The organism is Ruegeria sp. CDSB029 (assembly GCF_059611125.1).
Map to the genome: position 1 here is coordinate 267,684 of NZ_JBXWOX010000002.1, position 26,349 is coordinate 294,032.

Consider the following 26,349-nt stretch of genomic DNA (forward strand, 5'->3'; position numbering starts at 1 on the left):
GGCAGTCACTGAGTTCTCAGGGAGGAGACAAAAAATGAAGCGTTTTGCATTTGCCACCGTTTCGACTTTGGCCGTTGTGGCCGGATCGTCCGTTGTGGCCGAGCCGCAGGCGGAAGTACTGCACTGGTGGACCTCGGGTGGTGAGGCCAAGTCGGTTGCCGTTCTGCAGGAAGAATTCGCCTCGAACGGCGGTACCTGGACCGACATGCCCGTTGCGGGTGGCGGTGGTGATGCGGCAATGACCGCGCTGCGCGCCCGCGTTCTGTCCGGTAACGCGCCGACCGCAGTCCAGCTGAAAGGCCCTGCCATTCAGGAATGGTACGAAGAAGGCGTTCTGGCCGACATTTCGAACGTGGCCGAGGCAGAAGGCTGGGCGGATGTCCTGCCTGCGTCGATCGCGGGCCATATGATGTGCGAAGGCACTTGGTGCGCTGCACCCGTGAACGTGCACCGCATCGACTGGATCTGGGCGAATGCTGATGTTCTGGCAGCAAACGGAATCGAAATGCCCACCACATGGGATGAGTTCAACGCAGCGGCCGAAAAACTGCAGGCAGCTGGTGTGATCCCGCTGGCCCACGGTGGTCAGGCCTGGCAGGACGCGACCGTGTTTGAGGCGGTCGTCATGGGTATTGGTGGACCAGAATTCTACCAGAAAGCCCTGGTCGATCTCGACCCCGAAGCATTGACGTCGGACACAATGGTACAGGTCTTTGACCAGATGCGTACCATGCGTGGATATGTTGACGAAAACTTCTCGGGTCGCGACTGGAACCTGGCCACCGCCATGGTGATGAATGGCGAGGCCGCTTTCCAGATCATGGGTGACTGGGCCAAAGGTGAATTCCTGGCCGCTGGTAAGAAGCCCGGCGAAGATTTCCTGTGTGCCTCGACCCCCGGTGACGGATATCTGTACAACGTCGACAGCTTTGCCATGTTCGAAGTTGAAGGTGACGACAACCGCGCCGGCCAGGAACTGCTGGCCAAACTGATCGTCGCACCGAACTTCCAGGAAGTGTTCAACCTGAACAAGGGTTCGATCCCTGCACGGACTGACGTAGCGCTGGATGCCTTTGATATCTGCGCGAAAATCTCGGCAGAAGACATGGGTACGACCTCGGCAGGTGGTTCGCTGCTGCCGTCTTACGCCCATGGCATGGCGCTGCGCGGGTCGCAGTCTGGTGCGATCACGGATGTTGTGACCGCGCATTTCAACTCGGATATGTCCTCGGCTGACGCGGTTCAGCAACTGGCGGACGCAGTGGCCAACAGCTACTGATCCAAAACGCTCTGCCCCCTATACTGAGGGGCAGAGCACTTTTCCCCGGAGGAAAAAATGTCCGAATGGCTGGAAAACCACCTGCCCAAGGTGGTGCTGGCACCGTCGTTCATCGCCGTATTGATTTTTGTCTACGGATTTATCGGATGGACCGCATGGGTGTCGCTGACCCGATCGAAACTACTGCCGAAATACGAGATCCATGGCTTCATTCAGTATGAACGCCTGTTCGATTCCCCTCGCTGGGATACGGCAATCAACAACCTGTATATCTTTGGCGCGCTGTTCATCGTGATCGCGATGGTGCTGGGCCTGCTACTGGCCATCCTGTTGGATCAGAAGATCCGCGTCGAAGGGGTCATTCGCACCATCTACCTGTACCCGATGGCACTGTCGATGATCGTGACCGGCACCGCATGGAAGTGGATCCTGAACCCAGGTCTGGGCATTGAATCCATGGTGCAGGGCTGGGGCTTTCCGAATTTCGAATTCGATTGGCTGGTGAACCCCGATTACGCTATCTACACGATCGTGATTGCCGCGATCTGGCAGAGCTCGGGCTTTGTTATGGCGCTGTTTCTGGCCGGGCTTCGTTCGGTGGATGGTGAAATCATCAAAGCCGCCCAAGTCGACGGTATCCCCACATGGCGCATCTATACGGCGATCATCATACCGTCGATGGCACCGATCTTCCTGTCTGCCTTCATCGTGCTGGCCCACCTTGCGATCAAGAGCTTTGACCTTGTCATCGCGCTGACAGGTGGTGGTCCGGGATACGCGACTGATCTGCCAGCCACATATATGTATGCCATGGCGTTTTCGCGCGGTGATATTGGTCAGGCGGCATCTTCCGCAATGATCATGATGCTGGTCGTCTTTGCCATCGTGGTTCCATATCTTTATTCAGAGCTGAGGGCGAAAAATGACTGATCTGTCGATGCCCCAAACCCAAACCCGCTCGCAGAGCGCCACCGGCAAGGTTGCCCTTCGTTGGCTGCTTTACGTCCTGCTGGGCCTGTTCGCGCTGTACTACCTGATGCCGCTGTTCGTGATGTTGACGACATCGCTGAAAAGCCTTGAGGAAATCCGCACCGGGTCCCTGATCTCTCTGCCGCGCGAAGTCAGCTTCGACGCCTGGAAAACCGCATGGTCCGGCGCTTGTACCGGTATCCAATGTGAAGGTCTGCGGCCTTACTTCTGGAACTCGGTCCTGATCGCGGTGCCTGCAGTGTTTTTGTCCACCCTGATAGGTGCGCTGAACGGTTATGTCGTGGCGCAGTGGCGGTTCAAAGGCGCTAACATCATCTTCTCTCTGATGCTGTTCGGTTGCTTTATCCCGTTCCAGGTTGTCCTGCTGCCAATGGCGCGTCTGCTGGGCATGATGGGGATCGCCGGAACCATTCCGGGCCTGATCTTTGTCCACGTGATCTATGGCCTTGGCTTCACTACGCTGTTCTTCCGCAACTACTATGTCACCATTCCGGCCGAGCTGACCAAAGCCGCCCGGGTCGATGGGGCAGGCTTTCTGCGGATTTTCTGGTCGATCTTCCTGCCGCTGTCGCTGCCCATCATCGTGGTGACAGTGATCTGGCAGTTCACGCAGATCTGGAATGACTTCCTGTTCGGCGTGTCGTTCAGCCAGGCGGGCACGCAGCCCGTGACTGTGGCGCTCAACAACATCGTAAACTCCACCACCGGCGTCAAAGAGTACAACGTCGACATGGCCGCCGCGATCATCGCGGGGCTGCCGACGCTGCTCGTCTATGTCGTTGCCGGTAAGTATTTCATCCGCGGCCTGACCGCTGGCTCTGTGAAGGGATAACCCATGGCTCCCATCCTTGATATCAACAAACTCTACAAGAATTACGGCGCAACCGAAATTCTGAAGGACATCAACATCTCGATCGAACCGGGTGATTTCCTGGTGCTGGTCGGCCCCTCGGGCTGCGGTAAATCCACCTTGCTGAACTGCATTGCGGGGTTGGAGGAAATCACCGACGGGACACTGGCGATTGGCGGCAAAGACATGACCCATGTCAGCCCCAAGGACCGCGACATCGCGATGGTGTTCCAATCCTACGCTCTGTATCCGACTATGAGCGTCGCCAAGAACATCACCTTCGGCATGAAGGTGCGCGGGGTCGATCAGGCAACGCAGGAGGCCAAGCTGAACGATGTGGCCTCACTGTTGCAAATCGAGCCGCTGCTGAACCGTCGTCCCAGCCAGCTATCCGGTGGTCAGCGTCAGCGTGTGGCGATGGGCCGGGCGCTGGTGCGTGACCCCAAGCTGTTCCTGTTTGATGAGCCGCTGTCGAACCTCGATGCCAAGCTTCGGGTTGAGATGCGGACCGAGATCAAGAAGCTGCACCAAACCTTGGACGCTTCTATCGTCTACGTGACCCACGATCAGATTGAGGCGATGACGCTGGCCACCAAAATCGTGGTCCTGAAGGGCGGTATCGTGCAGCAGATCGGCAGCCCGGCCGAGATCTACAACAATCCGGCCAATCTGTTTGTCGCCGATTTCATGGGCTCGCCGGCAATGAATCTGATCCCTGCGCAGGTCACAAAAAACGGATCGGGTACACAAATCGTCATCTCGCGCGATGCCGGGGAAACTCTGGTTCTGAACGATGCGCGCGATCTGGCGTTGCCCGAGGATGTGATCCTGGGTTTGCGCCCCGAGGATATTGCCGAGGCCGGTTTCCGTGCCGGTGATGGCGTGCAGGAAGCGGCGTGCATGGTCGATATGGTCGAACCCGCAGGGGCCGATACCTATGTTGTCTCAGAACTGGGCGGCAAGCAGGTGACCGCAAGGCTGCACGCGGAAACCAGTGCTCAGGCGGGCAAGATGCTGAACCTGGCCTTCGATATGAGCAAAGTATCTTACTTCGCCAAGGAAACCGGCGAGCGCCTGAATTGAACTAAGAAACGCCGCGCGAACCCTATCGCGCGGCGTTTTTCTTATACTTAACCGGGTTGGCTGACCTTGGTTTAGCCCATGTCCTTGATCAAACGGTTCAGGTCGCCGCCACGGGCGTCCAGCATAGCGCCAACCTCGGTACGTTCGGTCAGCAGCATATTCACCCCTTCGATGAACATGTTGAAGAACTTGTCGCGGCCTGATTTGTCCGAAACCAGGAATGTCACCTCGAACGGGGACGAGCCCTGCAGCTTAACCGAGGTGCGTACCTCGTAACCGGCCTTGATTTTCCGGGCTTTCCGGACGGTGACTTGCCCACCAATGAATTCGCGGAAACGTCGGCCATACTTGTTCGAGATATAGCCCTGAAACGCTTTGGTGAACTGCTTCAACTGCGACGGGCTGGCCGAACGGGCGTCCGCCCCCAGCACATAACGTGCCATGATCGGCACATCGGCATATTGCACAAAGACCTTTTCGAAATCGCGGATCATCGCCTTTTCGGATTTGCCCGAGGCGATAATGCGGTTGATGTCATCCACGACACTGACGACCAGAGCCTTGGCGCTGGCTTCAGTCTGGGCAAAGGCGGAAAAAGGCAGGGCGGTCAGTGCCAGACCGGCAAGGCCAGTGGCGACAAAACCGCGTCGGTTCATATGGTTACTCGGCATAGGGGTCCTCATAGGGGTCCTCGTATGGGTCTAGGTAGGGATCTCTGACAGGGTCGGTCCCATTGTCTGCATAAGGGTCGTCGTAAAGACCCAGATAGGTTTCTTCGTCGTCTCTCGCCAGTTCGAAGCGGCGATTTTGTAGGTAAATGGTCCGCGCTTGTGCATAACTGTCGGCGCTTTCATATAGGATCGAATCGACCGTGTCTGAAAAACGCCCCCGATCACCCATCCGGCGCACGACCTCGGCATAGACACCGATATTGTCGACCGGACGGACCGGAGAGAAGTTGATCGGGTTCGAGAACAGGTTGACGATAACGCCAATCGAGTCCCGCTGCGTTGACGGGCCATAGAGCGGCAGCTCGACATAGGCGCCCTCGCCAAAACCCCAGACGTGCAGCGTTTCACCGAAATCGGTATCCACAGGCGGAAGGTTCAGCTCGTCGGCGGGGGCTGACAACCCCAGACCACCAACGGTCGTGTTGATCACAAACTGCAGCAATGCGTTGCCCGACTGCTTGAGGTTGCCTTGCAGCAGGTAGTCCACGGCTTGGCCCGGCATCGTCAGGTTTTCGGCAAAATGGTTGAAACTGGTCACCATCGGGTCGGGCACGATCTTTACGTACCCTTTCGAGGCGGGACGAAACAGAAACCGGTCGACGCCAAGGTTGAACTTGTGGATGCCCCGGTTGTTGCGTTCATACGGATCAAATGCTTCACCCTGCTGAACACCCTCCGGAGGGCGTGTGGTGCAGGCGCTGAGAACTGCCAATACGGACACAACGATTAGGGGTTTTAGGCTGATTCTGCTCAACACGATCTTTGCCACTCCAAAACGTTCGGACAGTCCGTGCCCGAACACTTAATCAATACTCTTTTTGGCCGTTGTGCCCGGCCTACCCAAAGTCACATAGGCGTTTCGCCACCAATATGAAACAGATAGCGTTTAACCTGCCGAATAGGTCAACGTAAAGTGACACAGGTTCAACAGTTCAGAATAAGAAAAGTTACGCCCACAACCGGTGCAGGTCACATCGCCGTTTTCGCACTTTTCGATCCTTGCCTTCCCGGTTAGCTTCGCCCCGACTCAAATTTGGGAGGAGACCTCATGAGCATCGCGGCGAAACTGGAAAGCTTGGGTGTCAACCTACCGGACGCTCCTGCGCCGGCGGCCAACTACGTGCCCTTCGTGCGCGTGGGCAATATCGTCTATGTCTCGGGGCAGATCTCGAAGGCGGATGATCTGATCACTGGCAAGCTGGGCGACAACATGGAAGTCGAAGCAGGCGCTGCTGCGGCCAAGGTATGTGCGATCAACCTTCTGGCCCAGGTCAAAGCGGCCTGCGGTGGCGATATCGAAAAGTTGGTGCGCGTCATCAAGCTGACCGGGTTTGTGAACTCGACGGCAGATTTTACCGCGCAGCCGCAAGTCATCAACGGTGCGTCAGACTTTCTGGTCGAAGCGCTGGGTGATGCAGGTCGCCATTCGCGTTCGGCCGTCAGTGCGGCGGCACTGCCCTTGGGCGTCGCGGTTGAGATCGAAGGTATCTTCGAAGTTCAATGACGCCCGCGCTGCCTGACGTATTCCTTCAAGTCCCGTTGGCGCATCGTGCGCTGCACGACAAACAGGACAACCGCCCGGAAAACAGCCGGGCGGCCATCCGGGCTGCGGTCGACGCCGGTTATGGGATCGAGATTGATCTGCAACGGACCTCGGACAACCGCGCCATGGTGTTTCATGACTATGACATGACCCGCCTGACCGGACAGCCCGGCCCGATCCAACTGATCACGTCGGTTCAGGCATCAGGCACCACGCTGTTGCACGCGGACGATGGTATCCCGACGCTGGATGAGGTGCTGCAAATCGTGTCAGGCAAAGTACCGCTGCTGATCGAATTCAAGGATCAGGACGGCGCGATGGGTACATCCGTGGGCCCGTTGGAACAAGACGCGGTGCGTGCATTGTCAGGTTACGATGGGCCGGTGGCGTTGATGTCGTTCAACCCCAACTCGGTCGCTGAACTGGCGCGGCTGGCACCGCATCTGCCGCGTGGCATCGTGACGGGATCGTACCAGCCCAAGGTCGAACTTTTACCTCAGAGCGTTTGTGACCACCTGCGCGACATTCCGGATTTCGACCGTGTCGAGGCCAGTTTCATCAGCCATGAGGTCGAAGACCTTGACCGCCCCCGCGTGGCTGAACTGAAGGCACGCGGTGTACCGGTCCTGTGCTGGACGGTGCGGTCGCCTGAACAAGAGGCAGAGGCCCGCGAAGTTGCGGACAATGTGACCTTCGAAGGGTATCTGGCTGTACAACCGGGTTGAACCAGCCCTGCGACGTCACAGATAAAGATCAGAGGCGGAGGGCAAATGGATCAGGCACAGATCGAGGTTCGGGTGCTGGGCTCACTGTCGCAGATATCTGCGGCGGAATGGGATAGCTGTGCCTGTCCCGAGGTTGCCGATGGCGGCCGTCCGCTTGATCCGTTCACTACCCACCGGTTTCTGCTGGCACTTGAACACAGCGGCTCGGTTGGGCGCGGAACGGGCTGGCAACCGCAATATCTGACGGCCTATCTGGATGGGATGCTGATCGCGGCGGCCCCGATGTATGCCAAATCCCACAGTCAGGGCGAATACATCTTCGACCACAACTGGGCTCATGCCTATGAAGGTGCCGGGGGTCGTTATTATCCCAAGCTGCAGATCGCCGTGCCGTTCACACCCGCAACAGGTCGGCGTTTTCTGGTGCGCCCCGGCTATGAATCGGTTGGCATGTCTGCGCTGGTGCAGGGGTCGGTGCAATTGGCTGCGGACAATCAGGTGTCTTCAGTCCACGCGACGTTCTGCACCGATGCCGAGGCGCTGGCTGGCGAACAGATGGGGCTTATGCTGCGTCAGTCGCAGCAGTTTCACTGGCTGAATGACGAATACCAAGATTTCGACGGATTTCTTGCGGCATTATCGTCGCGCAAGCGCAAGAACATTCGCAAAGAACGCGCGCAGGCCATCGATTTTGGCGGCGAAATCCGCACTCTGACAGGGGATGACCTGCGCCCCGAACACTGGGATGCCTTCTGGCAGTTTTATCAGGACACCGGGTCCCGTAAATGGGGCGTGCCTTATCTGACTCGCCAATTCTTTGATATTGCACATGAAACTATGGCGGGCGACATGGCCTTGGTGCTGGCTGAACGGGACGGATACCCTATCGCCGGGGCTTTGAATTTCATCGGCCGCGAAACGCTTTTTGGGCGGTATTGGGGCTGCACTGAACATCACGCCTGCCTGCATTTCGAACTGTGCTATTATAGGGCGATCGACTTTGCCATTGCGGAAGGTCTGGCGCGGGTCGAAGCAGGCGCGCAGGGTGAACATAAGCTGGCGCGCGGTTACTTGCCCACGCGCACGCATAGCTTGCATTGGGTCAACGACCCGGGCTTTGCCGATGCGATCAAGAAATATCTGGACGCCGAGGCCCACGCAGTGGGAGAAGAGATCGAGATTCTGACGGATTATGGTCCGTTCAGAAAATCGAATCCGGAGGAACAGCAATGACGGAACTATTGTCGACCGAAACTCGCGGCCCTCTTCTTGATCCGCTGTTCGACAACGGCTGGACCATGGTCACCGACCGGGATGCTATCACCAAGACCTTCATTTTCGAGGATTTTGTCCACGCCTTTGGCTGGATGACCCAAGTGGCGATCTTTGCCGAGAAGTGGAACCACCACCCTGAATGGTCAAACGTGTACCGCACGGTCGAGGTAGTCCTGTCCACACATGATGTCGGCGGGTTGTCTTCGCTGGACGCCAAATTGGCGCGAAAAATGGACAGCCTCGTTTAACGGTCTCCTCTGGAGCCCATACCACCGGCCAGAGAGGCGATTTCACCCAGACGACGGAATTCGGCGGGTGTGACCGTGCCGTTGCTGACGTCGATGTCTCGTGGAATACCGGCTGTCCGATTCCCAACCGAACGAACGCTGCGCGCGGCCGGGTTAATGTCCAAACAACGCGTATCATAGCACGTCAGGCCCGAAGTACTGATCTGGATCTGGGGCTGTCCGTTCGGTCCGGTCACCACGGGGGCCTGCGGCGTATCACAGGCTGCAAGAAACCCCAAAATGCCGAAGGCCATCCACTTTTTCATACCACACTCCTATCAATCAGCCCGGTCGTGCGATCAATCCAACTGGCCGTTTCCGTCCTGATCGGCGGCCAGGAAATCATCGCCCATCTGCTGGTCATACTCTGATCGTGAGATAAAGCTGTCGTTGTTGCGGTCAACGTTTTGAAACTGCTTTATGTCCAGAAACGGCTTGGCCTCTTCCAGACCCAGCGTTCCGTTCTTGTCTTCGTCCATGGCCTGAAAGGCATAATCCGAAAAGGCGTTGAACTCGTCCTTGGACAGGAAGCCATCGTTGTTGGAGTCAATGGCGTTCAGTTCCTTTTCGTGCAGTCCAGCCACTGTTTCCGCCAAGGTTGCACCGGCCAACAGAATGCCCGCTGTCGTCAAAATAGCTGTTTTTATCATCATTCTCTCCTCAGCACGCGTAACGCTGGCCCGAGACACCGCCCGTGACGGCCCCTGCTGCGGTCAGGATGTCCTTGCCGGTGCCACCACCGAATTGATTGCCAATCGCCCCGCCGATCAGTGCGCCGCCTAGTGTGCCGCCGAGGCAGGCGATCTCATGCTGTCGTGCTTGCTGCTGTTGAGGTGTCGGGGCCGGGCCACACGCTGCCAGCGAGCCTGCAGCACCCAGAATGACCGTGATGACTTTGAGCTTCATCAAAAAAACTCCCTGAATGAATGGGGCAAGTATCGACCCATCAGGAAGTTGCATCAAGTGAAATAGGGTTAACGTGGCCCCGGCTGTACCGGGGCCCGAGTGACCTAGATGGCCTCAAGCAGACCTTCGCCCGCGGAAATCTCGCAGGCACCTGGGTTTTCTTCAAGATTCAATGCAACGACTTTGCCATCTTCGACCAACATCGCATAGCGCTTTGAGCGCGCAAGCAGGCCGACGGGCGGGGCGTCGAAATCCATGCCAATGGCCTTGGTGAATTCGGATGCGGCGTCGGCCAGCATGGTCAGGCCTGCACCTGTCGCGCCAGTGGCTTCGCCCCATGCGCTCATTACAAAGGGGTCGTTGACCGAGACGCAGATGATTTCGTCCACGCCCTTGGCGTCGAACTGTTCCTTGGTGCGCATAAAGCTGGGCACATGGGCCGAGTGGCAGGTCGGCGTGAATGCGCCGGGCACAGCAAAGATCACAACTTTGCGGCCTTTGGTCTTGTCTGAAATCCGAACCTCTTCGGGCCCTTCTGCCCCCATTTGAGTCAACGTTGCGTCGGGAAGCGTATCACCGGTTGAAATCATCTTGTTCCTCCTGTCGATTGGATTTGCAGAGTCGGCCTCAGCCGCAATATAGGTGAGCCAGAGAATGAAACCACGGGAATTTGACAGGGCAGGACGAAGATGAGCCATATTGTTGTGATCGGAGCCGGGCAGGCGGGATCATCTCTTGTTGCAAGACTGCGCAAGGACGGGTTTGAAGGCGATATCACGCTGATCGGTGCCGAGCAGCATCTGCCCTATCAGCGCCCCCCACTGTCCAAAGCTTATCTGCTGGGTGAGATGGAGCTTGAACGCCTGTTCCTACGCCCTGAAAGTTTCTACGCCGAAAACAACATCACCCTGCGTCTGGGTAAACGCGTGACCGCGATCGACCCCAAGGCCAAGACCGTGACCCTGGGCGATGAGGTGATTTCTTATGACGAACTGGCCCTGACCACTGGTTCCGACCCGCGTTACCTGCCTGCTGCCATTGGCGGTGATCTCGAAGGCGTCCATGTCGTGCGCGACCTGACCCATATCGACGAGATGGAGCCCCGCGTGAAAGAGGGCGCCCGCGCCCTGATCGTTGGTGGTGGCTATATCGGGCTTGAAGCGGCCGCCGTCTGCGCCAAGCGTGGAGTCAAGGTTACTCTGGTTGAGATGGCAGAACGGATTTTGCAACGTGTCGCGGCACCGGAAACCAGCGACTACTTCCGTGCTCTGCATTCCGAATACGGTGCCGACATTCGTGAAGGCGTCGGGCTGGATCGTCTGGTCGGCGAAGACGGCAAGGTCACCGGGGCCATTCTGACTGATGGCACCAAGCTTGAGGTTGATTTCGTCGTGGTTGGCGTGGGCATCGCACCCTCGACCCAATTGGCCGAGATGGCCGGGTTGGAATTGGACAACGGCATCAAAACGGATACCCATGGCCGCACCTCTGATCCGGCTATCTGGGCGGCGGGCGATTGCGCGTCGTTCCCACATGATGGTGGCCGAATCCGGCTGGAAAGTGTACCGAATGCCATCGATCAGGCCGAGATCGTTGCTCAGAACATGCTGGGTGCCGCGAAGGATTATGTGGCGACGCCGTGGTTCTGGTCGGACCAGTATGACGTCAAACTACAGATCGCAGGTCTGAACACCGGCTATGACCGCGTGGTGACCCGCAAGGGCGACGGGCAGACGGTGTCCTTCTGGTATTACAAAGGCGACCAGCTGATCGCGGTCGACGCCATGAACGACCCGCGCGCTTACATGGTCGGCAAACGCCTGATAGACGCGGGCAAAACGGCCGACCCGGCCGTCGTGGCCGACCCAGACGCGGATCTGAAACCGCTGCTCAAAGCGTGAGGATCATCGCCGGAGAGTTCCGGGGCCGCGCCTTGGCCTCGGTTGGCAAAGGAGATGCCGGGGCGCATCTGCGTCCCACCACTGACCGTGTGCGTGAAAGCCTGTTCAATGTGCTGAGCCATCAGATCGACTTTGATGGGCTGCGTGTTCTGGACCTTTTCGCCGGCACCGGAGCACTGGGGCTTGAGGCGCTGTCGCGCGGCGCGGCGCATGTGACTTTCGTGGATGACGGGCGCGTCGCGCAGGGGCTGATCCGTAAGAACGTTGATCTGACCCACAGCAAGGACCGTACTGATCTGATCCGTCGCGACGCGACGCGATTGGGCGACAATCCGGGCGCGCCTTGTGATCTTATTTTTCTTGACCCGCCTTACGGCAAAAGCCTTGGGCAAAAGGCGCTTGCGACGGCCACTCAAGGGGGGTGGCTGGCAAAGGACGCCTTGATCGTCTGGGAAGAAAACGCCCCCATGGCCGCGCCCGAAGGGTTTGACCTGCACAATGCGCGTAAATATGGCGACACGCATATCTCACTGATGTGGCGGACAGCGGCCTGACATGCACGATCTGGTCATCTTCGATTGCGATGGTGTGTTGGTCGACAGTGAGCCCCTGTCCAATCAGGTGATGGTTGCGAACTTTACCCGACATGGACTGTCCTTGACGGCGGAGGAGTGCCACAGGATTTTCACCGGCAGGACCATGCCGGAAGTGCAGGATATCGCGCGCGATTTGGGGGCTGACCTGCCCGAGAACTGGATTATGGAATTCGATGCCGAAACCGACGCCCGACTGCGTCAGGGTGTTCCTTTGGTTCCGGGTGTAGTGGAATTGCTGACGCTCTTGGATGCGCGCGGAATTCCTTTCTGCGTAGCGTCCAATGGCGGGCCTGACAAAATGCGAGTCTCGCTGGGGCAGAATGGCCTTTGGGATCGCTTCAAGGATGTGATGTTTTCAGCCTACACTTTGGGCGTCGGTAAACCTGACCCCACCATGTTCCTTACAGCAGCTCGTCAATTTGAGGCCACCGCGCCAGTTGTAATTGAAGACAGTGCCAGCGGCGTCACCGCAGCAATCCGTGCCAATATGCGCTGCCTGGGCTATGTGCCTGACGGAAAAGGTGCATTTCTGGCGGACCTCGGAGCAGAGGTTTTCACCGACATGGCCGAGGTTCCGACCCTTTTGGGAATCTGATCTGACCATGGTAAGCTCGGCCCATGGACCGCGCTTTGACCTCACCTCTCTGGACACCTTCGAAGGACGCCGAAGCCCGCACCGGCCCCGAGCCTAAGCCAATGCGCGCGCCTGTGTTCATCCACGACGCGATTACGCCGTGGGGCAAGGAAACATTGCTGCTGAAACTCCTGCGCGAACAGGCGTCAGATCAGAACGAATAGGTCGGGTGGAACTTGTCGCCCGGTGACAGGGTAAAGATATCGACACCATCAGCCGTCACACCCACCGAGTGTTCGAACTGCGCTGACAGTGACTTGTCGCGGGTCACAGCGGTCCAGTCGTCGGCCAGTGTTTTCGTCTCAGGACGGCCAAGGTTCACCATCGGTTCGATGGTGAAGAACATACCCTCTTCCAGAACCGCGCCAGTGCCCGGACGGCCATAGTGTAGAACGTTTGGCGGCGCGTGGAACACCCGGCCCAGACCGTGGCCACAGAAATCGCGCACGACGCTCATCCGATGCGCCTCGACATATGCCTGAATCGCGTGGCCGATATCGCCGAACGTATTGCCCGGCTTGACCGCTTCGATGCCCTTGAACAGCGCATCATGTGTGACTTGGATCAGACGTTCAGCCTTGCGGGGTAGTTTCCCCGCGACATACATGCGCGAAGTATCGCCGAACCAGCCGTCCACAATGACCGTGACGTCGATGTTCAGAATGTCGCCATCCTTCAGCTTCTTGTCACCGGGAATGCCGTGGCAAACCACGTGATTCACGCTGATACAGCTGGCATGCTGATAGCCCTTGTAGCCAATTGTCGCCGATGTCGCGCCCGCATCCTCGACCATCTGCGTGATGAGCCCGTCAATCACACCAGTTGTCTGGCCTGGAAACACATGTTCTGCAATATCGTCGAGTATCCGCGCGGCCAAAGCCCCTGCCGCATGCATGCCGGCAAAGTCGCCCTGTTCATAAATGCGGATGCCGTCCTTGGTCAGACGGCCACGATGTTCTTTCATCGACGCTAAGCTCCAAATGTTGCGCGCAGCCTGCCTTTTACGCTGCTTGTGCAGAAAGTTCCAGAGGGTGTGCGTTTGCGGGTGCTAGATGGCGCGGAAAGCCCCCGGATCAAGGCTGCAAAGTCTATCAAATTCGCTCAAAATCATAATTTCAGATAGAATGTTGTTTTATCCCAGTGAGATCGTTTTGGAGGATCGAAATGTCCAGCAATTCTGCCAGTTTTATCGGTGAAATTCCACACCATTACGATCAGGGTCTGGGACCGAACATTTTTGTAGACTATGCCGACAGGTTAACCGGGCTGTGTGGCGGCCTAGAAACGGGTCGCGTTCTGGAGCTTGCCGCAGGAACGGGAATTGTCAGCCGTAAGCTGCTCGACGCATTAAACCCGTCTGTTTCGCTGACGGTTACGGACCTTAATCCGCCCATGTTGGAGATTGCAAAAGCCAAGTTCTCCGGCAGTGAGAATGTCGAGTTTGTCCAAGCGAACGCAATGGAACTGCCCTTCGAAGACAACAGTTTTGACCTGATCGTTTGCCAGTTTGGCGTGATGTTCTTTCCGGACAAAACTGCGTCATATCGCGAAGCTGCCCGTGTTCTGAAGCCAGGTGGCCGGTACGTGTTCAATGTCTGGAGCGATATGTCCGAAAACCCGTTTTCCGAGACAGCCCACAAAGCGGCGATGACGTTCTTTCCCGCAAACCCACCCGGATTCTACAAAGTCCCGTTCCACTATGGCGACCCCGACATCGTTCACGCGGACCTTGCGGCCGCAGGTTGGGGGACTGTTACGCACGAAACCATCAGGCTGAACAAACCAATCGCCGACCTTGAGAAATTTGCGACAGCCCTGGTGTATGGAAATCCGTTGATTGACGAAATCAGAGCGCGCGGAGGCGTCGATCCGGATGCGGTTGTGGCCGAAATGCTGTCGGCGCTGCGGTCCAGATTTGAGGCCAGTGATATGGTGATGCCCCTTTCGGCAACCCAGTTCGAATGCCGAAACAAGGGGTGAATCGGACCTGACGGGGGCAAGTGATATTACCCGGGCAGGTTAAAGTCCCCGAACCGTGTGGTATCCACCCAAACACCTTCGGGCGAAATTTGCGTACCATACACCAATCGTTCGACACCGTTCGCCTGTGCCGTCTCAAATGCCGCCGCATAGGCCGGGTCTATATCCGCCGCCAAACCAAACCGGTCGCAATCCGTGCGCTGCACCAGATACAGCATGATCGCGCGATGTCCTTGGGTCACCATGGCCGTCAGCTCTCCTAGATGTTTGGTACCGCGTGCGGTGACGCTGTCGGGGAACTCTGCCAAACATGGTTCACGGGACAGGGTCACGCTTTTGACCTCGACATAGGCGTCGGGCAGGCCAGGTTGCGTCAGCAGAAAATCAATACGGCTGTTTTCGCCGTACTTCACCTCGGGACGGACGGTTTTATAGGCTGCAAGCTCAGGTATTTCACCGGCCTGAAGGGACGCGCGCAGGGCTTTGTTGGGTACTGAGGTGTCAACACCGGTAAAATGCCCGTTCTCATGATCGACCAGACGCCAGCCGTATTTCAGTTTTTTCTTCGGGTCATCGTTGGGTTCCAACCAGATCTTCTCGCCGGGTTCCGCCAGACCCATCATTGACCCCGGATTGGCGCAATGGGCGGTTACTTCACGCCCGTCCTCCAACTGGCAATCGGCCAGAAAGCGTTTGTAGCGGCGGATAAGGCGGGCGGGGATCAATGGGGTGGCAAACTTCATGCCACCCGGCTTACCGCGCCCCCGCCCGCATGGGAAGTGTCAGACGAGGCCCGCCATTACGCCACCATCAACATCCCAGACTGCCCCAGTGACCCAACCCGCATCATCGGACAAAAGATGGGTGACGGTATGCGCCACATCCTCGGGTCGACCGACGCGGCCGATCGGGTGGAATGCGTCGAAGGCATCGGTCAAGGTGGCCTCGATCTGTTCCGGGTCGATGAAGGCACCATAGATGGGGGTCACCACCACAGCTGGAGAAACCGCATTCACTCGGATGTTATGTTCTGCCAGCTCCATTGCCAGATGCTGCGTCAGGGAATGAAGGCCGGCTTTGGCCATCGAATAGGCCGAGGACGGTGTGGCGCGAACTGCCTGTTTTGCCCACATAGAGCCTATGTTGACGATATTGCCGCCTCCGTTGGCTTTCATGTTTTCGGCCACGGCCTGCGTGATGAAAAAGGTTGCACGGTTCAGATCCAAATAGCTGTCATAATCTTCGGCAGTGTGTTCCAGGAACGGTTTTGGCGCAAATGTACCGGCTGCATTCACCAACCCCTGAATGTGACGCGTGTCCGATTTGATCTGTTTGATCAACCTTTCGACGTCTGCCGGGTCACGCAGGTTCGCGCGGTATATGTCCGCTTTGTCGCCAAGTTCCGCTTTCGCCGCGTCCAACTTGCCAGCGGATGACCCGACAAGGGTCACGTGCCCGCCGCTTGCTATGATTTGGCGTGCTGTGGCCAGACCCATTCCGCTGGATCCGCCGACGATAAGTGTTGTTGTCTGTGTCATGATCAGATTCCCTATCTACTGATAGGTAGATATATTGAGTTTGAAATTTGAAATACAACCCCCTATCTAGTGGTAGGTAAATTTTAGATTGATGAGCAGATGCCCAAAACGGAAAAACCCCTGTCAGAAACTGCCAGCCGTATTTTGGATGTGGCCGAGCGTATGGCGCGACAAGGCGGGTATTATGCCTTCAGTTTTCGCGACATCGCGTCTGAAATCGGCATCAAATCGGCCAGCATTCACTACCATTTTCCCACCAAGGAAGCTTTGGGCGAGGCGCTAGTGACCCGGTACACTGATCGGTTTCTGGGGGCGTTGGGACGGTTGGACGAAGCCACGCCATTGGAATCTCTTGAACAATATGTCGCGGCATATAGACAAGCATTGATCGAACAGGACCTGATGTGCCTTTGCGGTATGTTCGGTGCTGAAATCGCAAGGTTGCCAGACCCGGTCGCCGGACGGACTCGCGAATTTTTTGAGCGCAATCTCGTATGGCTGGAAACGGTTTTCCGGGCTGCTGGTGCCGCAAATCCCGAAGCCCGAGCAGGGGAAACGATTGCCCGTCTGGAAGGGGCAATGATCCTGGCGCGGTCGATGAATGATATGGACCTGTTCCAAAGCGTCACTGCGGATTTGCCTGCCCAAGCGCTGCGGGACTGACAAACGGGCCTTGCGAGGTTCAGCAGGAACGATATCTTGCGGCCTGTGCCATATCAGGAAAGGACAGGTCATGCCGAACCCAACCGCAGCAATGCTTGTGATCGGGGATGAAATCCTGTCGGGACGCACGCGGGATGCGAACATGCATTATCTAGCGCAGGAACTGACAAAGCAGGGCATTGACCTTAAAGAGGTCCGGATGGTCAGCGATGACGCCACTGCTATCGAACAAGCCGTTCGAGCGCTGTCTGAGCAGGTCGATCATGTGTTCACCAGCGGCGGAATAGGCCCGACGCATGACGACATCACGGCCGAATGTATTGCCCGAGCCTTTGGGGCGACGATCGACGTGCGGGATGATGCCCGCGCGTTGCTGGAACGGCACTATGAGAATTCAGGGCTGGAACTGAACGCCGCGCGCCTGCGTATGGCGCGTATTCCGGATGGGGCGACATTGATCGATAATCCCGTTTCGACCGCACCAGGGTTCACGCTTGGGAATGTGCATGTGATGGCGGGTATCCCCACAATCTTTCAGGCCATGGTCGCCAGCGTTCTGCCAAAGCTGACCGGTGGCGATCCCCTGTTGTCGCAAACGCTGCGGATCAATCGGGGTGAAGGTGATATCGCCTCAATCCTCTCGGCTTTGGCTGAGGATTACCCTGATCTCGCCATCGGCAGCTATCCGTTTCAGGTAAATGGTGTATTCGGCTCTAACGTGGTGGTTCGGGGCACGAACGGGTCACAGGTCGATGCGGCCACGACCCGGTTGGCAAAAGAGCTGGAGCTTTGAGCCCGAACTGGGCCGACGTTGTCGACGGCACATGGCCGGCGGCTCGGTCCGAAACAATTGGCCCAATTCGACTGCGACAAGGGTTGGGTGGCGGTTCGCGGGTGTCTGCGGCCAGCGCTGTGGCACTAGCAACCGGCGCTGACATCAAAGCTGCAGAAGAGGCGATGCGCGCGATGGGTCAGCGACCGATTTTCTGCCTGCGACCGGGCGACGAAGGGTTGGATCAGCAGCTTGCGGATCAGGGCTATGACATTCTTGATCCCGTCAACATCTACCAATGCCCGGTCGACCACCTGACCGATACGCCCATCCCTCGGGTCACCGCCTTTACCATCTGGAGTCCGCTGGCGATCATGAACGAGATCTGGGCGCAGGGCGGGATCGGGCCAGAGCGGCTGGCCATCATGGACCGCGCCGACGGGCCTAAAACGGGGATATTCCTACGTCATTCCGATCACCCGGCGGGGACCGGTTTTGTCGCCATTCACGACGACGTCGCCATGGTTCATGCGCTGGAAATCTTACCGGCCTATCGCCGTCAGGGCTTGGGAAAGTGGGCCATGCGCGCAGCTGCAATCTGGGCACAGAAGAACGGCGCAAAAACGCTAAGTGTGATCTGCACTAAGGCCAATGACGGGGCAAATGGTCTCTACCATGTGCTCGGGATGGGGATCACCGGCGAATACCATTACCGTCAGCTTGTCCAAGGAGAGTGACCAACGTGACCGATCAAACCCTGCCCACCGCACTGGACCTGCCGATGGTGGACCCGCTGCCGCCTGAGACGCAGAAGTACTTTGAAATATGTGTCGAAAAACTGGGCTTTGTGCCCAATGTTCTGAAAGCTTATGCGTTCGACATCGACAAGCTGAACGCGTTCACGGCGAACTACAACGATCTGATGCTGGGCGACAGCGGATTGTCAAAACTGGAACGCGAAATGATTGCGGTGGTCGTGTCCGCGATCAACAAGTGCTTTTACTGTTTGGTGGCCCACGGCGCGGCCGTCCGACAATTGTCGGGCAATCCGCAACTGGGCGAGATGCTGGTTATGAACTACCGCGTGGCCCCACTGGACAACCGCCAACGCGCCATGCTGGATTTTGCTGCCAAGATGACGACCGCCAGTACCGAGATCGAAGAACCTGATCGTCAACGTCTGCGCGATGTTGGGTTCAGCGACCGGGACATTTGGGACATTGCCAATGTGACCGGCTTTTTCAACATGTCGAACCGAGTGGCCAGCGCAACTGCGATGGCCCCGAACGACGAATACCACGCGCAGGCCCGATGATCCGAACTGCTGCCCTATTCCTGATGATCATGGCCGGCCAGGGTCTTGCGCAGAACCTGACAATGCCTTCCGGCGCGCGTCTTGTCAGCGAGCGGACCAGTGAACTGGACAGCTACGAGCTGCCAATCGGGCCCTTTGCGGATGGGGCGGTACCGGCGCGAGAAGTCGAAGGAAAAGTCGAGCGGTTTACCTGGCGGTTGCAATCCGGCTCCAGCACGACGCTGCAATTGCTGGCCCCGTTGCGTGACCAGATCGCAGCGCAAGGGTACGAAATATTGCTTGAGTGCCAGGCCAAAACGTGTGGTGGGTTCGACTTCCGTTTTGGCACCGAAGTTGTGCCCACACCAGACATGTACGTGGCTATTCAGGACTATCGTTTTTTGTCTGCCATCCGAGGGGGAAATGTGGTCAGCCTGCTGGTCAGCCGCAATCCGCCTGACGGGTATGTGCAGATGATCCGGGTCACCCCGGTGGGTGCAGAGGCGTCACCACCGCTTGTGATTGACGAGCCGGTCACGTCGCCCAGCGACCTGTTGGCCGAATTGGAACAAAACGGTCACGCAATATTGGAAGATCTTCATTTCCGCACCGGAGAGATGACGTTGGGCGAGGGGCCCTTTGCGTCGCTGAAATTGGTTGCGGAGTTTCTGGACAAAAACCCAAACATCCGGCTGGCACTTGTGGGTCACACGGATGACACGGGCGCGCTGGATGCCAATATCTCGGTCAGTACCGGCCGGGCACAGGCCGTGCGCGACCGGTTGATCCAGGCACATGGGATCGCGGCAGACCGGGTCGAAGCGCGCGGGATCGGCTATCTGGCCCCGCTCACCTCGAATGCCACGCCGGAAGGCCGCGACCTGAATCGCCGGGTCGAGGCGGTCTTGCTGGTCAACTGACGCCAGCGGTGCCGATCAAATCTTGATCTGCAAAAAAAAGGCCCACGAAGTTGGCGCAGGCCGTACAGTTTCACCGAGGTTAATTTACCAGTCCATCGGGCCTTTTTCGTGAAAGGCATCGACGAGAAAATCTATGAATGCCCGAACCTTGGGCTGAGTAAAGCGTCCGGGCGGGTAAACGGCGTAGACGCCCTGAACCTCGTCCGGAAGCGACGGCATAGCGTCCAGTACAGCACCGGATTTCAGCGCATCTGCGTACAGATAGCTGGGCAAATATGCGATCCCCAGACCAGAGATGGCGGCGTTCAACAGGGATTGCCCATCGTTCACGCTCAGCCACCCTGCGGTGCGAACCTGTCTTTTTTCACCCGAAGGCGCGGTCAGCTTCCATACATTGCCAGAGGACTGGCTGGAGTAATGCAGTAGCTTGTGTTCATTCAGTTCGTCAATTTTCTGCGGCCGGCCGAATTTCTCGACATAGCTGGGTGCTGCGACCATCCGCTTGACGGTTTCAGTCAGTTTGCGTGCGCGCAGGGTGCTGTCTTCCAGCTCACCAATCCGGACGGCTACATCGAACCCTTCAGAAATCAGCTCGACGTAGCGGTTGTTCAGCACCATGTTCACAGTGATATCAGGATAGGCCGCCAGAAAATCCGACAGAACCGGAGACAGGTGATTGACGCCGAAATCTGTTGCAACGCTGATCCGAAGCAGACCCGAGGGGGCGGATTGCATCGAAGTCACAAGCGCATCAGCTTCGCCCGCGTCATTCAGAACACGCCGTGCGCGGTCATAATATGCCAGGCCAATTTCGGTCGGCGACACTCGCCGGGTCGTGCGGTTCAGCAGCCGTGCGCCCAGACGGGCCTCGAGGCTCGAAACATGCTTTGATACGGCCGATTTGGAGATGCCCATTTTCTTGGCCGCATCGGTGAAGCCACCTTGGTCCACCACATTGGCAAAGGCTTCCATTTCGGTCAGTCGGTCCATTCTCGTTCCCCAAGTCTTAGTCCTTTGAGCCAACCTGACGTCCAATCTGGGCGGAAACAGGGCGGACATGGGATAATATCAGGGTTTCAAATCGGATCGTTTGCATATGGGAAACGCGGAAACGATGGTTTCCGAGATGGCCACAATGCCTGTAAGCCAAGGGTTTTGGGTGATTTCGGCCGGATATGCTAGGATGACAATGGCAAATTTGTGACCACGGAGGAGATCATGAAAGCCATTTATACCGTCGCAGTCATATGTCTGTCCGCGACCTTCGCATGGGCGGGTGGCGAGACGCCGTCGAACCCAGACGCACGGGTCTATTTTGTAAACCTGTCGGATGGCGACACTGTTTCATCGCCGGTGACCGTGGTCTTTGGGTTAAGCGGGATGGGCGTGGCCCCCGCCGGAACCGAGGTGGAAAACACCGGGCACCACCATTTGCTGATCGACCGCCCGCCATTGGGTGAGGGCGAGGACGGTGTGGACGAGCTGGCCTATGGTCTGCCTGCGGACGACAACCATCTGCATTTCGGCGGGGGACAGACCGAGGTGACAACGGAATTGGCCCCTGGTGCACACACGCTGCAACTGGTGCTGGGCGATGCCGGGCATGTGCCACACTCCCCTCCTATTGTGTCCCAGGTGATCACGATAACGGTCGAGTAGCCGACGTGCCTTCGCGGCGCAGGCAACTATGCCACGTCGGGCAATAGGAAAATACGGCGCGCCAGCACCGAATTTAGCCGTTCTTGTGGATACCATTGGCTGAGGGTTGTCTTGGCCATCAAATCGGGGTTTTCCGCAATGAACGCCTCGAAAGCGCTGGTTTTCGAACTGGCAAGACGCTCTGCGATCAGGCTCATGAACGCGTAGGTGATCGTCAGGTTGAACTTATCCGGGGCGCCAGCCTTGGCTGCAAGTGTTCGGATTCCTTTGGCGTAGATCGCCGCGGCATCGATGAAATCATACTTGCGCAGCAGATCGTATGCGACCTGTACATGTTCGGCATGTCCGAAGGTCGTGTTGTCGATGGCGTGTTTCTCAAATGCGTTGGTGATGTCGGCGCTCATTCCCCGTCCTCCTTGAAACGGTGGCTATCCTCGGCTGTCCAGTCGAGGTCGTAGACATTTTTGAGTTGCTTAATCTTCTCCAGCGTTTCCTCGGAAAACGCCGGCTTGTTTTCAAAACTGTGCAAGGCGATGCCCTCGATTAGATTTCCGAGGGTCATATCCAACGACTCTGCCAGTCCTTTGAGGACTTTCAGCAGGCGCTTTTCGATTCGAATTCCCGTCTGGGTGCGTTCTATTTTCTGACTCATTGCGTACATATGTACATTGATACCAATGGAGTCAAGCGACACAAAAAAAGCCGCCTCTTTCGAGACGGCTTCCTGCAGGTCAATTGAGGTGTTGCTTTAGAACGTTGCCGCCAGTCGCGTGCCTTGATTGATCGCCCGTTTGGCGTCCAGCTCTGCCGCCACATCTGCCCCGCCGATCACGTGCGGAGTGATGCCGCGTTCGATCAGCGCATCCGCCAGGCTGCGCTCGGACACCTGACCGGAACACAGAACGATTGTGTCCGCCGCGATCACGGTCGGGTCGGCACGTTCCTCACCAAAGCTGACATGCAGGCCGTCCTCATCAATACGCTCGTAGTTCACGCCGCCCACAAAATTGACGTCCTTCATCTTTAGCGTAGCGCGGTGAATCCAGCCGGTTGTTTTACCCAGACCTTTCCCATGCGCCTGTTTCTTGCGCTGTAACAGAGTGACCTCACGCGCAGGTGCCGCAGGTTGCGGACCCTCAGGTGCCAGGCCCGAGCGGTGTTCGGCCGGGTCTGTGACGCCCCATTCCTTCATCCATGCGGGCAGGTCGGTGGTAACGCTGTGGCCGTCTTCCAGCAGGAATTCGGACACATCAAACCCGATGCCGCCCGCACCGATCACGGCGACTGACTTACCGACATCCGCCTTTTCGCGCAGTACGTCGATATAATTGATGACGTTGTCCCGATCCTGACCCGGGATTTGCGGATCGCGCGGAATGACACCAGTAGCGATAACCACCTCGTCAAAGCCGGTCAGGTCGTCAGCGCTGACTTCGCGGTTTAGCTCTACCTTCACACCCAGATCGGTCATCATGGTGCGGTACCAATCGACTAGTCCCCAGAACTCTTCTTTGCCCGGAACCTGCTTGGCCATGTTCAATTGGCCGCCAATCTCCGAGGCGCGATCGAACAGGGTTACGTCGTGTCCGCGCTGGGCTGCGGTCATCGCGGTGGACAATCCCGCGGGGCCGGCGCCGACAATGGCAATCGTCTTTGGCGCTTCAGCTGTGGTGATTTCCAATTCGGTCTCATGGCAGGCGCGTGGGTTCACAAGGCACGAGGTCAACTTGCCGCTAAAGGTGTGGTCCAGACACGCCTGGTTGCAGGCGATGCACGGCGCAGTCTGTGCCGCGTTACCTGCAATTGCCTTGTTGACGAAATCTGCATCGGCGAGCATCGGACGGGCCAGAGACACCATGTCGGCGCAACCCGTCGACAGGACCTCTTCGGCGACCGCTGGCGTGTTGATCCGGTTCGAGGTGATAACGGGGATAGAAACCTTACCCATCAGCTTTTTCGTTACCCAGGCGAAGGCCGCGCGCGGAACGCTGGTGGCGATGGTCGGAATGCGTGCTTCGTGCCAGCCGATGCCGGTGTTGATGATCGTGGCACCGGCCTCTTCGATACGCTGGGCCAGTTCAACGACCTCTTCATGGGTCGAGCCATTGGGGATCAGGTCAATCATCGACAGGCGATAGATGATGATGAAATCGGTGCCCACGGCCTCGCGCGTGCGGCGAACGACCTCGATCGGCAGGCGCATGCGGTTCTCATAGGATCCGCCCCAACGGTCAGTGCGCTTGTTGGTGTGTGTCACAATGAACTGGTTGAGGAAATATCCCTCGGACCCCATGATCTCGACCCCGTCATAACCCGCTTTCCGGGCCAGAACGGCAGCGTTCACGATGTCGGCAATCTGCTTTTCAATACCCTCTTCATCCAGCACATTCGGCGGGAAGGGCGAGATCGGAGATTTTACCGGGCTGGGGGCCACACATTTCGGACCGTATGCATAGCGCCCTGCGTGAAGGATCTGCATCGCGATCTTGCCGCCGGCCTCATGGACACGCTGGGTAACGATGGAGTGGTTCGCGACCTCTTTGTCATTAGTCATCATCGAAGCACCCGGCAGGACCGAGCCTTCAAAGTTCGGACCAATCCCACCTGTCACCATCAACGCGACGCCTCCGCGCGCGCGGTCGGCATAGAACTCGGCCACGCGGTTCCAGTCGCCGGTTTCTTCAAGGCCCGTATGCATCGATCCCATCAGGACGCGGTTCTTCAAAGTGGTAAAGCCCAGATCCAGCGGGGCCAGCATGTTTGGGTACGCAGTCATGGCGAACTCTCCCTCCCGATTTGTCGACGCTAGATTGACCTTCGCGTCAACGTTGTCACGCGAAACCTAACGTCACACCCTTTGCTGGCGCCTTGGGGCTTGATACAGACGTCTCAAAGCACATTCACGAGGCTGCACATGACCCCCGAAGAGATCGCCAAACTGCCCTATCGCCCTTGCGTGGGGCTTATGCTGATGAATGCCGAGGGCAGGATTTTCGTCGGCCAGCGCAATGACCGCCACAAGGAGGCATGGCAAATGCCTCAGGGCGGCGTGGACAAGGGCGAAGACCCTCGGGACGCAGCCCTACGTGAGTTATGGGAGGAAACCGGCGTGACCTCGGACCTGGTCGAGATCGTGGCTGAGACGGACGGCTGGCTGCCTTATGATCTGCCCCACGATATCGTGCCCAAAATCTGGAAAGGCCGCTATCGCGGGCAAGAGCAGAAATGGTACCTTCTGCGATTTACCGGCCAGGACGACAAGATCGACATCCAGACCAAGCATCCGGAATTCACCCGATGGAAATGGCAGGAGCCAGGCAAGCTGATCGACGAGATCGTGCCGTTCAAACGTGAGGTTTACCAGCAGGTGGTTGCCGCCTTTGCGGATCACCTGTCATAAAACAGCATGCGCATTGAAGACATCTGGCCCAAGTACCGCGCACGCCTGAAGGCGTTTTTGCATTCGCGTGTGTCCAACACCGCGGATGTGGAAGACCTGTTGCAAGAGATCTCGGTCAAGGTTTTCACTGGTCTGCCGAACTTGAAAGACCCGACAAAACTGCAGCCGTGGTTGTTTCAAACGGCCGACCGCACGATAATCGACCATTACCGAAAATTCGGCCGTGCCGAGGCGCATCCGGATGATCTTTGGTATCACCGGGATGATCCGGAAACGCGTCAGGATCTTGAGGGATGCGTCGAACCTTTCATTCGCGGATTGCCGCAGGAAACCGCGGACATGCTGATGGCGATCGACATCAATGGCGTGTCCCAACTGGATTATGCACAGGCGCAAGGACTGGCGTATTCAACGCTCAAGTCCCGGGTTCAAAAAGGCCGGGCAGAGCTGCGAAAAGCGTTCGAAGATTGCTGCAATATCTCGATGGATGTGCGGGGCAATATCTCGGAGGTTCAGGAAAAACCGAAATCCTGCAAAAAATGTTGATCTGATCGTCGTCTTTTTGGCGCGGGCTTCGTCTGACAGATGAAACCAGCAAAAGGAAAGTCAAATGATCCGTATCATCAGTTTCAAAATCTGCCCTTTCGTTCAGCGCGTCACTGCGCTGTTGGAAGCGAAGCAGGTGCCTTATCAGATTGACTACATCAGCCTCAGCGACAAGCCGGACTGGTTTCTGGAATTGTCGCCGACAGGTCAGGTGCCAGTTCTGGTGACCGAAGGCGGTACCGCGCTGTTCGAGTCGGACGCTATTGCCGAATACCTCGACGAAGTGACCGCCCCGCTGCAGTCCAACCTGACATCTGAACAGCGCGCCCTGAACCGCGCGTGGAGCTATCAGGCCAGCAAGCATTATCTGGTTCAGTGCAGTGCGATGCAAAGCGCGGATCAGGCGATCTTTGCGGATCGGACGACCAAGTTGAACGCCTCGTTCGCGAAAGCCGAGAAGCAGCTTAGCGGTGGCCCATTCTTTGCGGGCGAGGCGCTGGGCAATGTCGATATGGCTTGGTTGCCGTTGCTTCACCGGGCTGCAATCGTGGCCGATCACAGCGGGCACGATATGCTGGCTGACTATCCTAAGGTGAAGGCGTGGCAGCAGGCTCTTCTGGCAACAGGCATTCCTGAGAAAACCGTGTCTGATGACTTTGTCACCCGGTTCACTGATTTCTATCTCGCAGAGCGGACGTGGTTGGGGCGGGGTGCGAACCTGAACGAAGCGCCTGCAACCGCTCAGGTGAAACAATCCGGCGGGTGCTGCTGGTGATT

At 57.5% G+C, this 26,349-nt stretch carries 35 protein-coding genes; 22 read left to right on the forward strand and 13 right to left on the reverse strand.

The features are described from left to right. The first annotated feature begins 34 nt into the window (after positions 1–34). The 4 genes from AC2FI8_RS03890 to AC2FI8_RS03905 are packed head-to-tail and all read left to right on the forward strand — an operon-like array spanning position 35 to position 4,202. Positions 35–1,279, forward strand: a complete 1,245-nt coding sequence (locus AC2FI8_RS03890) for an ABC transporter substrate-binding protein (RefSeq protein ID WP_496777257.1) — start codon at positions 35–37, stop codon at positions 1,277–1,279. A gap of 57 nt (positions 1,280–1,336) precedes the next feature. Then, positions 1,337–2,209 carry a carbohydrate ABC transporter permease gene (locus tag AC2FI8_RS03895; protein ID WP_058275014.1) on the forward strand — a complete coding sequence of 291 codons (873 nt, stop codon included), beginning with the start codon at positions 1,337–1,339 and terminating at the stop codon, positions 2,207–2,209. Then, complete coding sequence (locus tag AC2FI8_RS03900) at positions 2,202–3,101, forward strand: carbohydrate ABC transporter permease (protein WP_496726406.1); 900 nt, start codon at positions 2,202–2,204, stop codon at positions 3,099–3,101. Before AC2FI8_RS03895 ends, AC2FI8_RS03900 begins: the two co-directional genes overlap by 8 nt. A gap of 3 nt (positions 3,102–3,104) precedes the next feature. Further along, positions 3,105–4,202: an ABC transporter ATP-binding protein gene (locus AC2FI8_RS03905; RefSeq protein ID WP_058275012.1), complete on the forward strand. Its 1,098-nt coding sequence runs from the start codon at positions 3,105–3,107 to the stop codon at positions 4,200–4,202. A gap of 71 nt (positions 4,203–4,273) precedes the next feature. On the opposite strand, the gene AC2FI8_RS03910 is transcribed toward AC2FI8_RS03905, so the two are convergent. Next, positions 4,274–4,873: an MlaC/ttg2D family ABC transporter substrate-binding protein gene (locus AC2FI8_RS03910; RefSeq protein WP_496726405.1), complete on the reverse strand. Its 600-nt coding sequence runs from the start codon at positions 4,871–4,873 to the stop codon at positions 4,274–4,276. After that, on the reverse strand, positions 4,863–5,690 hold the full coding sequence (locus tag AC2FI8_RS03915; RefSeq protein WP_082649379.1) for an MlaA family lipoprotein: 828 nt from the start codon (positions 5,688–5,690) through the stop codon (positions 4,863–4,865). Before AC2FI8_RS03915 ends, AC2FI8_RS03910 begins: the two co-directional genes overlap by 11 nt. A gap of 291 nt (positions 5,691–5,981) precedes the next feature. Between AC2FI8_RS03915 and AC2FI8_RS03920 the strand changes: the two genes are divergently transcribed. Genes AC2FI8_RS03920 through AC2FI8_RS03935 form a run of 4 tightly spaced genes read left to right on the forward strand, consistent with a single transcriptional unit; the run spans position 5,982 to position 8,724 of the window. Further along, positions 5,982–6,437 (forward strand): RidA family protein, encoded by a 456-nt coding sequence (locus AC2FI8_RS03920; protein ID WP_058275010.1) that lies wholly within the window; start codon positions 5,982–5,984, stop codon positions 6,435–6,437. Beyond that, positions 6,434–7,201, forward strand: coding sequence for a glycerophosphodiester phosphodiesterase family protein (locus AC2FI8_RS03925; RefSeq protein WP_496735031.1), 768 nt, complete (start codon positions 6,434–6,436; stop codon positions 7,199–7,201). The genes AC2FI8_RS03920 and AC2FI8_RS03925 overlap by 4 nt, the downstream gene beginning before the upstream one ends. A 45-nt stretch (positions 7,202–7,246) precedes the next feature. Beyond that, positions 7,247–8,434: a GNAT family N-acetyltransferase gene (locus tag AC2FI8_RS03930; RefSeq protein WP_496765560.1), complete on the forward strand. Its 1,188-nt coding sequence runs from the start codon at positions 7,247–7,249 to the stop codon at positions 8,432–8,434. Continuing rightward, a complete protein-coding gene (locus AC2FI8_RS03935; protein WP_170411625.1) occupies positions 8,431–8,724 on the forward strand; it encodes a 4a-hydroxytetrahydrobiopterin dehydratase in 294 nt (97 codons plus the stop codon). Before AC2FI8_RS03930 ends, AC2FI8_RS03935 begins: the two co-directional genes overlap by 4 nt. Here the strand turns inward: AC2FI8_RS03935 and AC2FI8_RS03940 are convergent. From AC2FI8_RS03940 to AC2FI8_RS03955, 4 genes are all read right to left on the reverse strand, one after another. After that, positions 8,721–9,029, reverse strand: a complete 309-nt coding sequence (locus AC2FI8_RS03940) for a hypothetical protein (protein ID WP_113790945.1) — start codon at positions 9,027–9,029, stop codon at positions 8,721–8,723. The two genes, AC2FI8_RS03935 and AC2FI8_RS03940, sit on opposite strands and share 4 nt — an antisense overlap. 33 nt (positions 9,030–9,062) lie before the next feature. Beyond that, positions 9,063–9,413, reverse strand: coding sequence for an EF-hand domain-containing protein (locus tag AC2FI8_RS03945; protein ID WP_496777260.1), 351 nt, complete (start codon positions 9,411–9,413; stop codon positions 9,063–9,065). Between the two features lie 10 nt (positions 9,414–9,423). Then, a complete protein-coding gene (locus AC2FI8_RS03950) occupies positions 9,424–9,669 on the reverse strand; it encodes a hypothetical protein (RefSeq protein WP_282152276.1) in 246 nt (81 codons plus the stop codon). A 104-nt stretch (positions 9,670–9,773) separates the two neighbouring features. Then, entirely contained in the window at positions 9,774–10,259 is a 486-nt protein-coding gene (locus AC2FI8_RS03955; RefSeq protein ID WP_058279067.1) for a peroxiredoxin, read from the reverse strand. Between the two features lie 99 nt (positions 10,260–10,358). On the opposite strand from AC2FI8_RS03955, the gene AC2FI8_RS03960 reads away from it, so the two are divergent. Genes AC2FI8_RS03960 through AC2FI8_RS03975 form a run of 4 tightly spaced genes read left to right on the forward strand, consistent with a single transcriptional unit; the run spans position 10,359 to position 12,964 of the window. After that, a complete protein-coding gene (locus AC2FI8_RS03960) occupies positions 10,359–11,570 on the forward strand; it encodes an NAD(P)/FAD-dependent oxidoreductase (protein ID WP_496777262.1) in 1,212 nt (403 codons plus the stop codon). After that, complete coding sequence (gene rsmD / locus AC2FI8_RS03965) at positions 11,567–12,124, forward strand: 16S rRNA (guanine(966)-N(2))-methyltransferase RsmD (protein ID WP_496777264.1); 558 nt, start codon at positions 11,567–11,569, stop codon at positions 12,122–12,124. The genes AC2FI8_RS03960 and rsmD overlap by 4 nt, the downstream gene beginning before the upstream one ends. A 1-nt stretch (position 12,125) precedes the next feature. Then, positions 12,126–12,761: an HAD family hydrolase gene (locus AC2FI8_RS03970; RefSeq protein ID WP_496777266.1), complete on the forward strand. Its 636-nt coding sequence runs from the start codon at positions 12,126–12,128 to the stop codon at positions 12,759–12,761. Positions 12,762–12,796: 35 nt separating this feature from the next. After that, positions 12,797–12,964 (forward strand): hypothetical protein, encoded by a 168-nt coding sequence (locus AC2FI8_RS03975; protein ID WP_496777268.1) that lies wholly within the window; start codon positions 12,797–12,799, stop codon positions 12,962–12,964. Here the strand turns inward: AC2FI8_RS03975 and map are convergent. Further along, positions 12,952–13,764, reverse strand: coding sequence for a type I methionyl aminopeptidase (gene map, locus AC2FI8_RS03980; protein ID WP_496726394.1), 813 nt, complete (start codon positions 13,762–13,764; stop codon positions 12,952–12,954). The genes AC2FI8_RS03975 and map overlap by 13 nt on opposite strands. A gap of 200 nt (positions 13,765–13,964) precedes the next feature. Here map and AC2FI8_RS03985 point away from each other — a divergent pair, with 200 nt between their 5' ends. Further along, the gene (locus AC2FI8_RS03985) at positions 13,965–14,780 is read left to right on the forward strand and encodes a class I SAM-dependent methyltransferase (protein ID WP_496777269.1); all 816 of its coding nucleotides are present in this window, start codon (positions 13,965–13,967) and stop codon (positions 14,778–14,780) included. 26 nt (positions 14,781–14,806) lie between these two features. Here the strand turns inward: AC2FI8_RS03985 and sfsA are convergent, their stop codons facing one another. After that, positions 14,807–15,523 (reverse strand): DNA/RNA nuclease SfsA, encoded by a 717-nt coding sequence (gene sfsA, locus AC2FI8_RS03990; protein WP_496777272.1) that lies wholly within the window; start codon positions 15,521–15,523, stop codon positions 14,807–14,809. 39 nt (positions 15,524–15,562) lie between these two features. Continuing rightward, positions 15,563–16,318, reverse strand: a complete 756-nt coding sequence (locus AC2FI8_RS03995; protein WP_496777275.1) for an SDR family NAD(P)-dependent oxidoreductase — start codon at positions 16,316–16,318, stop codon at positions 15,563–15,565. 99 nt (positions 16,319–16,417) lie between these two features. Between AC2FI8_RS03995 and AC2FI8_RS04000 the strand changes: the two genes are divergently transcribed. The 5 genes from AC2FI8_RS04000 to AC2FI8_RS04020 all read left to right on the forward strand — a co-directional run bounded on the left by AC2FI8_RS04000 (position 16,418) and on the right by AC2FI8_RS04020 (position 19,967). Next, positions 16,418–16,981, forward strand: a complete 564-nt coding sequence (locus tag AC2FI8_RS04000) for a TetR/AcrR family transcriptional regulator (RefSeq protein ID WP_496726390.1) — start codon at positions 16,418–16,420, stop codon at positions 16,979–16,981. A 70-nt stretch (positions 16,982–17,051) separates the two neighbouring features. Then, entirely contained in the window at positions 17,052–17,774 is a 723-nt protein-coding gene (locus tag AC2FI8_RS04005; protein ID WP_496726389.1) for a competence/damage-inducible protein A, read from the forward strand. Next, entirely contained in the window at positions 17,771–18,490 is a 720-nt protein-coding gene (locus tag AC2FI8_RS04010; RefSeq protein ID WP_496777277.1) for a GNAT family N-acetyltransferase, read from the forward strand. The genes AC2FI8_RS04005 and AC2FI8_RS04010 overlap by 4 nt, the downstream gene beginning before the upstream one ends. Before the next feature lie 5 nt (positions 18,491–18,495). Beyond that, the gene (locus AC2FI8_RS04015; protein WP_496777278.1) at positions 18,496–19,068 is read left to right on the forward strand and encodes a peroxidase-related enzyme; all 573 of its coding nucleotides are present in this window, start codon (positions 18,496–18,498) and stop codon (positions 19,066–19,068) included. Continuing rightward, positions 19,065–19,967 carry an OmpA family protein gene (locus tag AC2FI8_RS04020; protein WP_496777280.1) on the forward strand — a complete coding sequence of 301 codons (903 nt, stop codon included), beginning with the start codon at positions 19,065–19,067 and terminating at the stop codon, positions 19,965–19,967. The genes AC2FI8_RS04015 and AC2FI8_RS04020 overlap by 4 nt, the downstream gene beginning before the upstream one ends. Positions 19,968–20,051: 84 nt before the next feature. On the opposite strand, the gene AC2FI8_RS04025 is transcribed toward AC2FI8_RS04020, so the two are convergent. Next, positions 20,052–20,957 (reverse strand): LysR family transcriptional regulator, encoded by a 906-nt coding sequence (locus tag AC2FI8_RS04025; RefSeq protein ID WP_496726385.1) that lies wholly within the window; start codon positions 20,955–20,957, stop codon positions 20,052–20,054. A 228-nt stretch (positions 20,958–21,185) separates the two neighbouring features. Here AC2FI8_RS04025 and AC2FI8_RS04030 point away from each other — a divergent pair, with 228 nt between their 5' ends. Then, positions 21,186–21,626, forward strand: coding sequence for a DUF4399 domain-containing protein (locus AC2FI8_RS04030; RefSeq protein WP_496777282.1), 441 nt, complete (start codon positions 21,186–21,188; stop codon positions 21,624–21,626). 26 nt (positions 21,627–21,652) lie between these two features. On the opposite strand, the gene AC2FI8_RS04035 is transcribed toward AC2FI8_RS04030, so the two are convergent. From AC2FI8_RS04035 to AC2FI8_RS04045, 3 genes are read right to left on the reverse strand one after another with little or no spacing between them, the layout of a single operon-like run. Beyond that, a complete protein-coding gene (locus tag AC2FI8_RS04035) occupies positions 21,653–22,030 on the reverse strand; it encodes a hypothetical protein (RefSeq protein WP_496777284.1) in 378 nt (125 codons plus the stop codon). After that, positions 22,027–22,320 (reverse strand): hypothetical protein, encoded by a 294-nt coding sequence (locus tag AC2FI8_RS04040; RefSeq protein WP_496777286.1) that lies wholly within the window; start codon positions 22,318–22,320, stop codon positions 22,027–22,029. The genes AC2FI8_RS04035 and AC2FI8_RS04040 overlap by 4 nt, the downstream gene beginning before the upstream one ends. 54 nt (positions 22,321–22,374) lie before the next feature. After that, the gene (locus tag AC2FI8_RS04045; RefSeq protein WP_496777287.1) at positions 22,375–24,402 is read right to left on the reverse strand and encodes a 2,4-dienoyl-CoA reductase FMN-binding domain-containing protein; all 2,028 of its coding nucleotides are present in this window, start codon (positions 24,400–24,402) and stop codon (positions 22,375–22,377) included. A 138-nt stretch (positions 24,403–24,540) separates the two neighbouring features. On the opposite strand from AC2FI8_RS04045, the gene AC2FI8_RS04050 reads away from it, so the two are divergent. The 3 genes from AC2FI8_RS04050 (at position 24,541) to AC2FI8_RS04060 (ending at position 26,347) form a co-directional block, all read left to right on the forward strand. Beyond that, the gene (locus AC2FI8_RS04050) at positions 24,541–25,026 is read left to right on the forward strand and encodes an RNA pyrophosphohydrolase (RefSeq protein WP_496777290.1); all 486 of its coding nucleotides are present in this window, start codon (positions 24,541–24,543) and stop codon (positions 25,024–25,026) included. Between the two features lie 6 nt (positions 25,027–25,032). Continuing rightward, entirely contained in the window at positions 25,033–25,572 is a 540-nt protein-coding gene (sigZ, locus tag AC2FI8_RS04055) for an RNA polymerase sigma factor SigZ (protein WP_496777292.1), read from the forward strand. A gap of 64 nt (positions 25,573–25,636) precedes the next feature. Next, on the forward strand, positions 25,637–26,347 hold the full coding sequence (locus AC2FI8_RS04060; protein ID WP_496777294.1) for a glutathione S-transferase family protein: 711 nt from the start codon (positions 25,637–25,639) through the stop codon (positions 26,345–26,347). Positions 26,348–26,349: the final 2 nt, after the last annotated feature.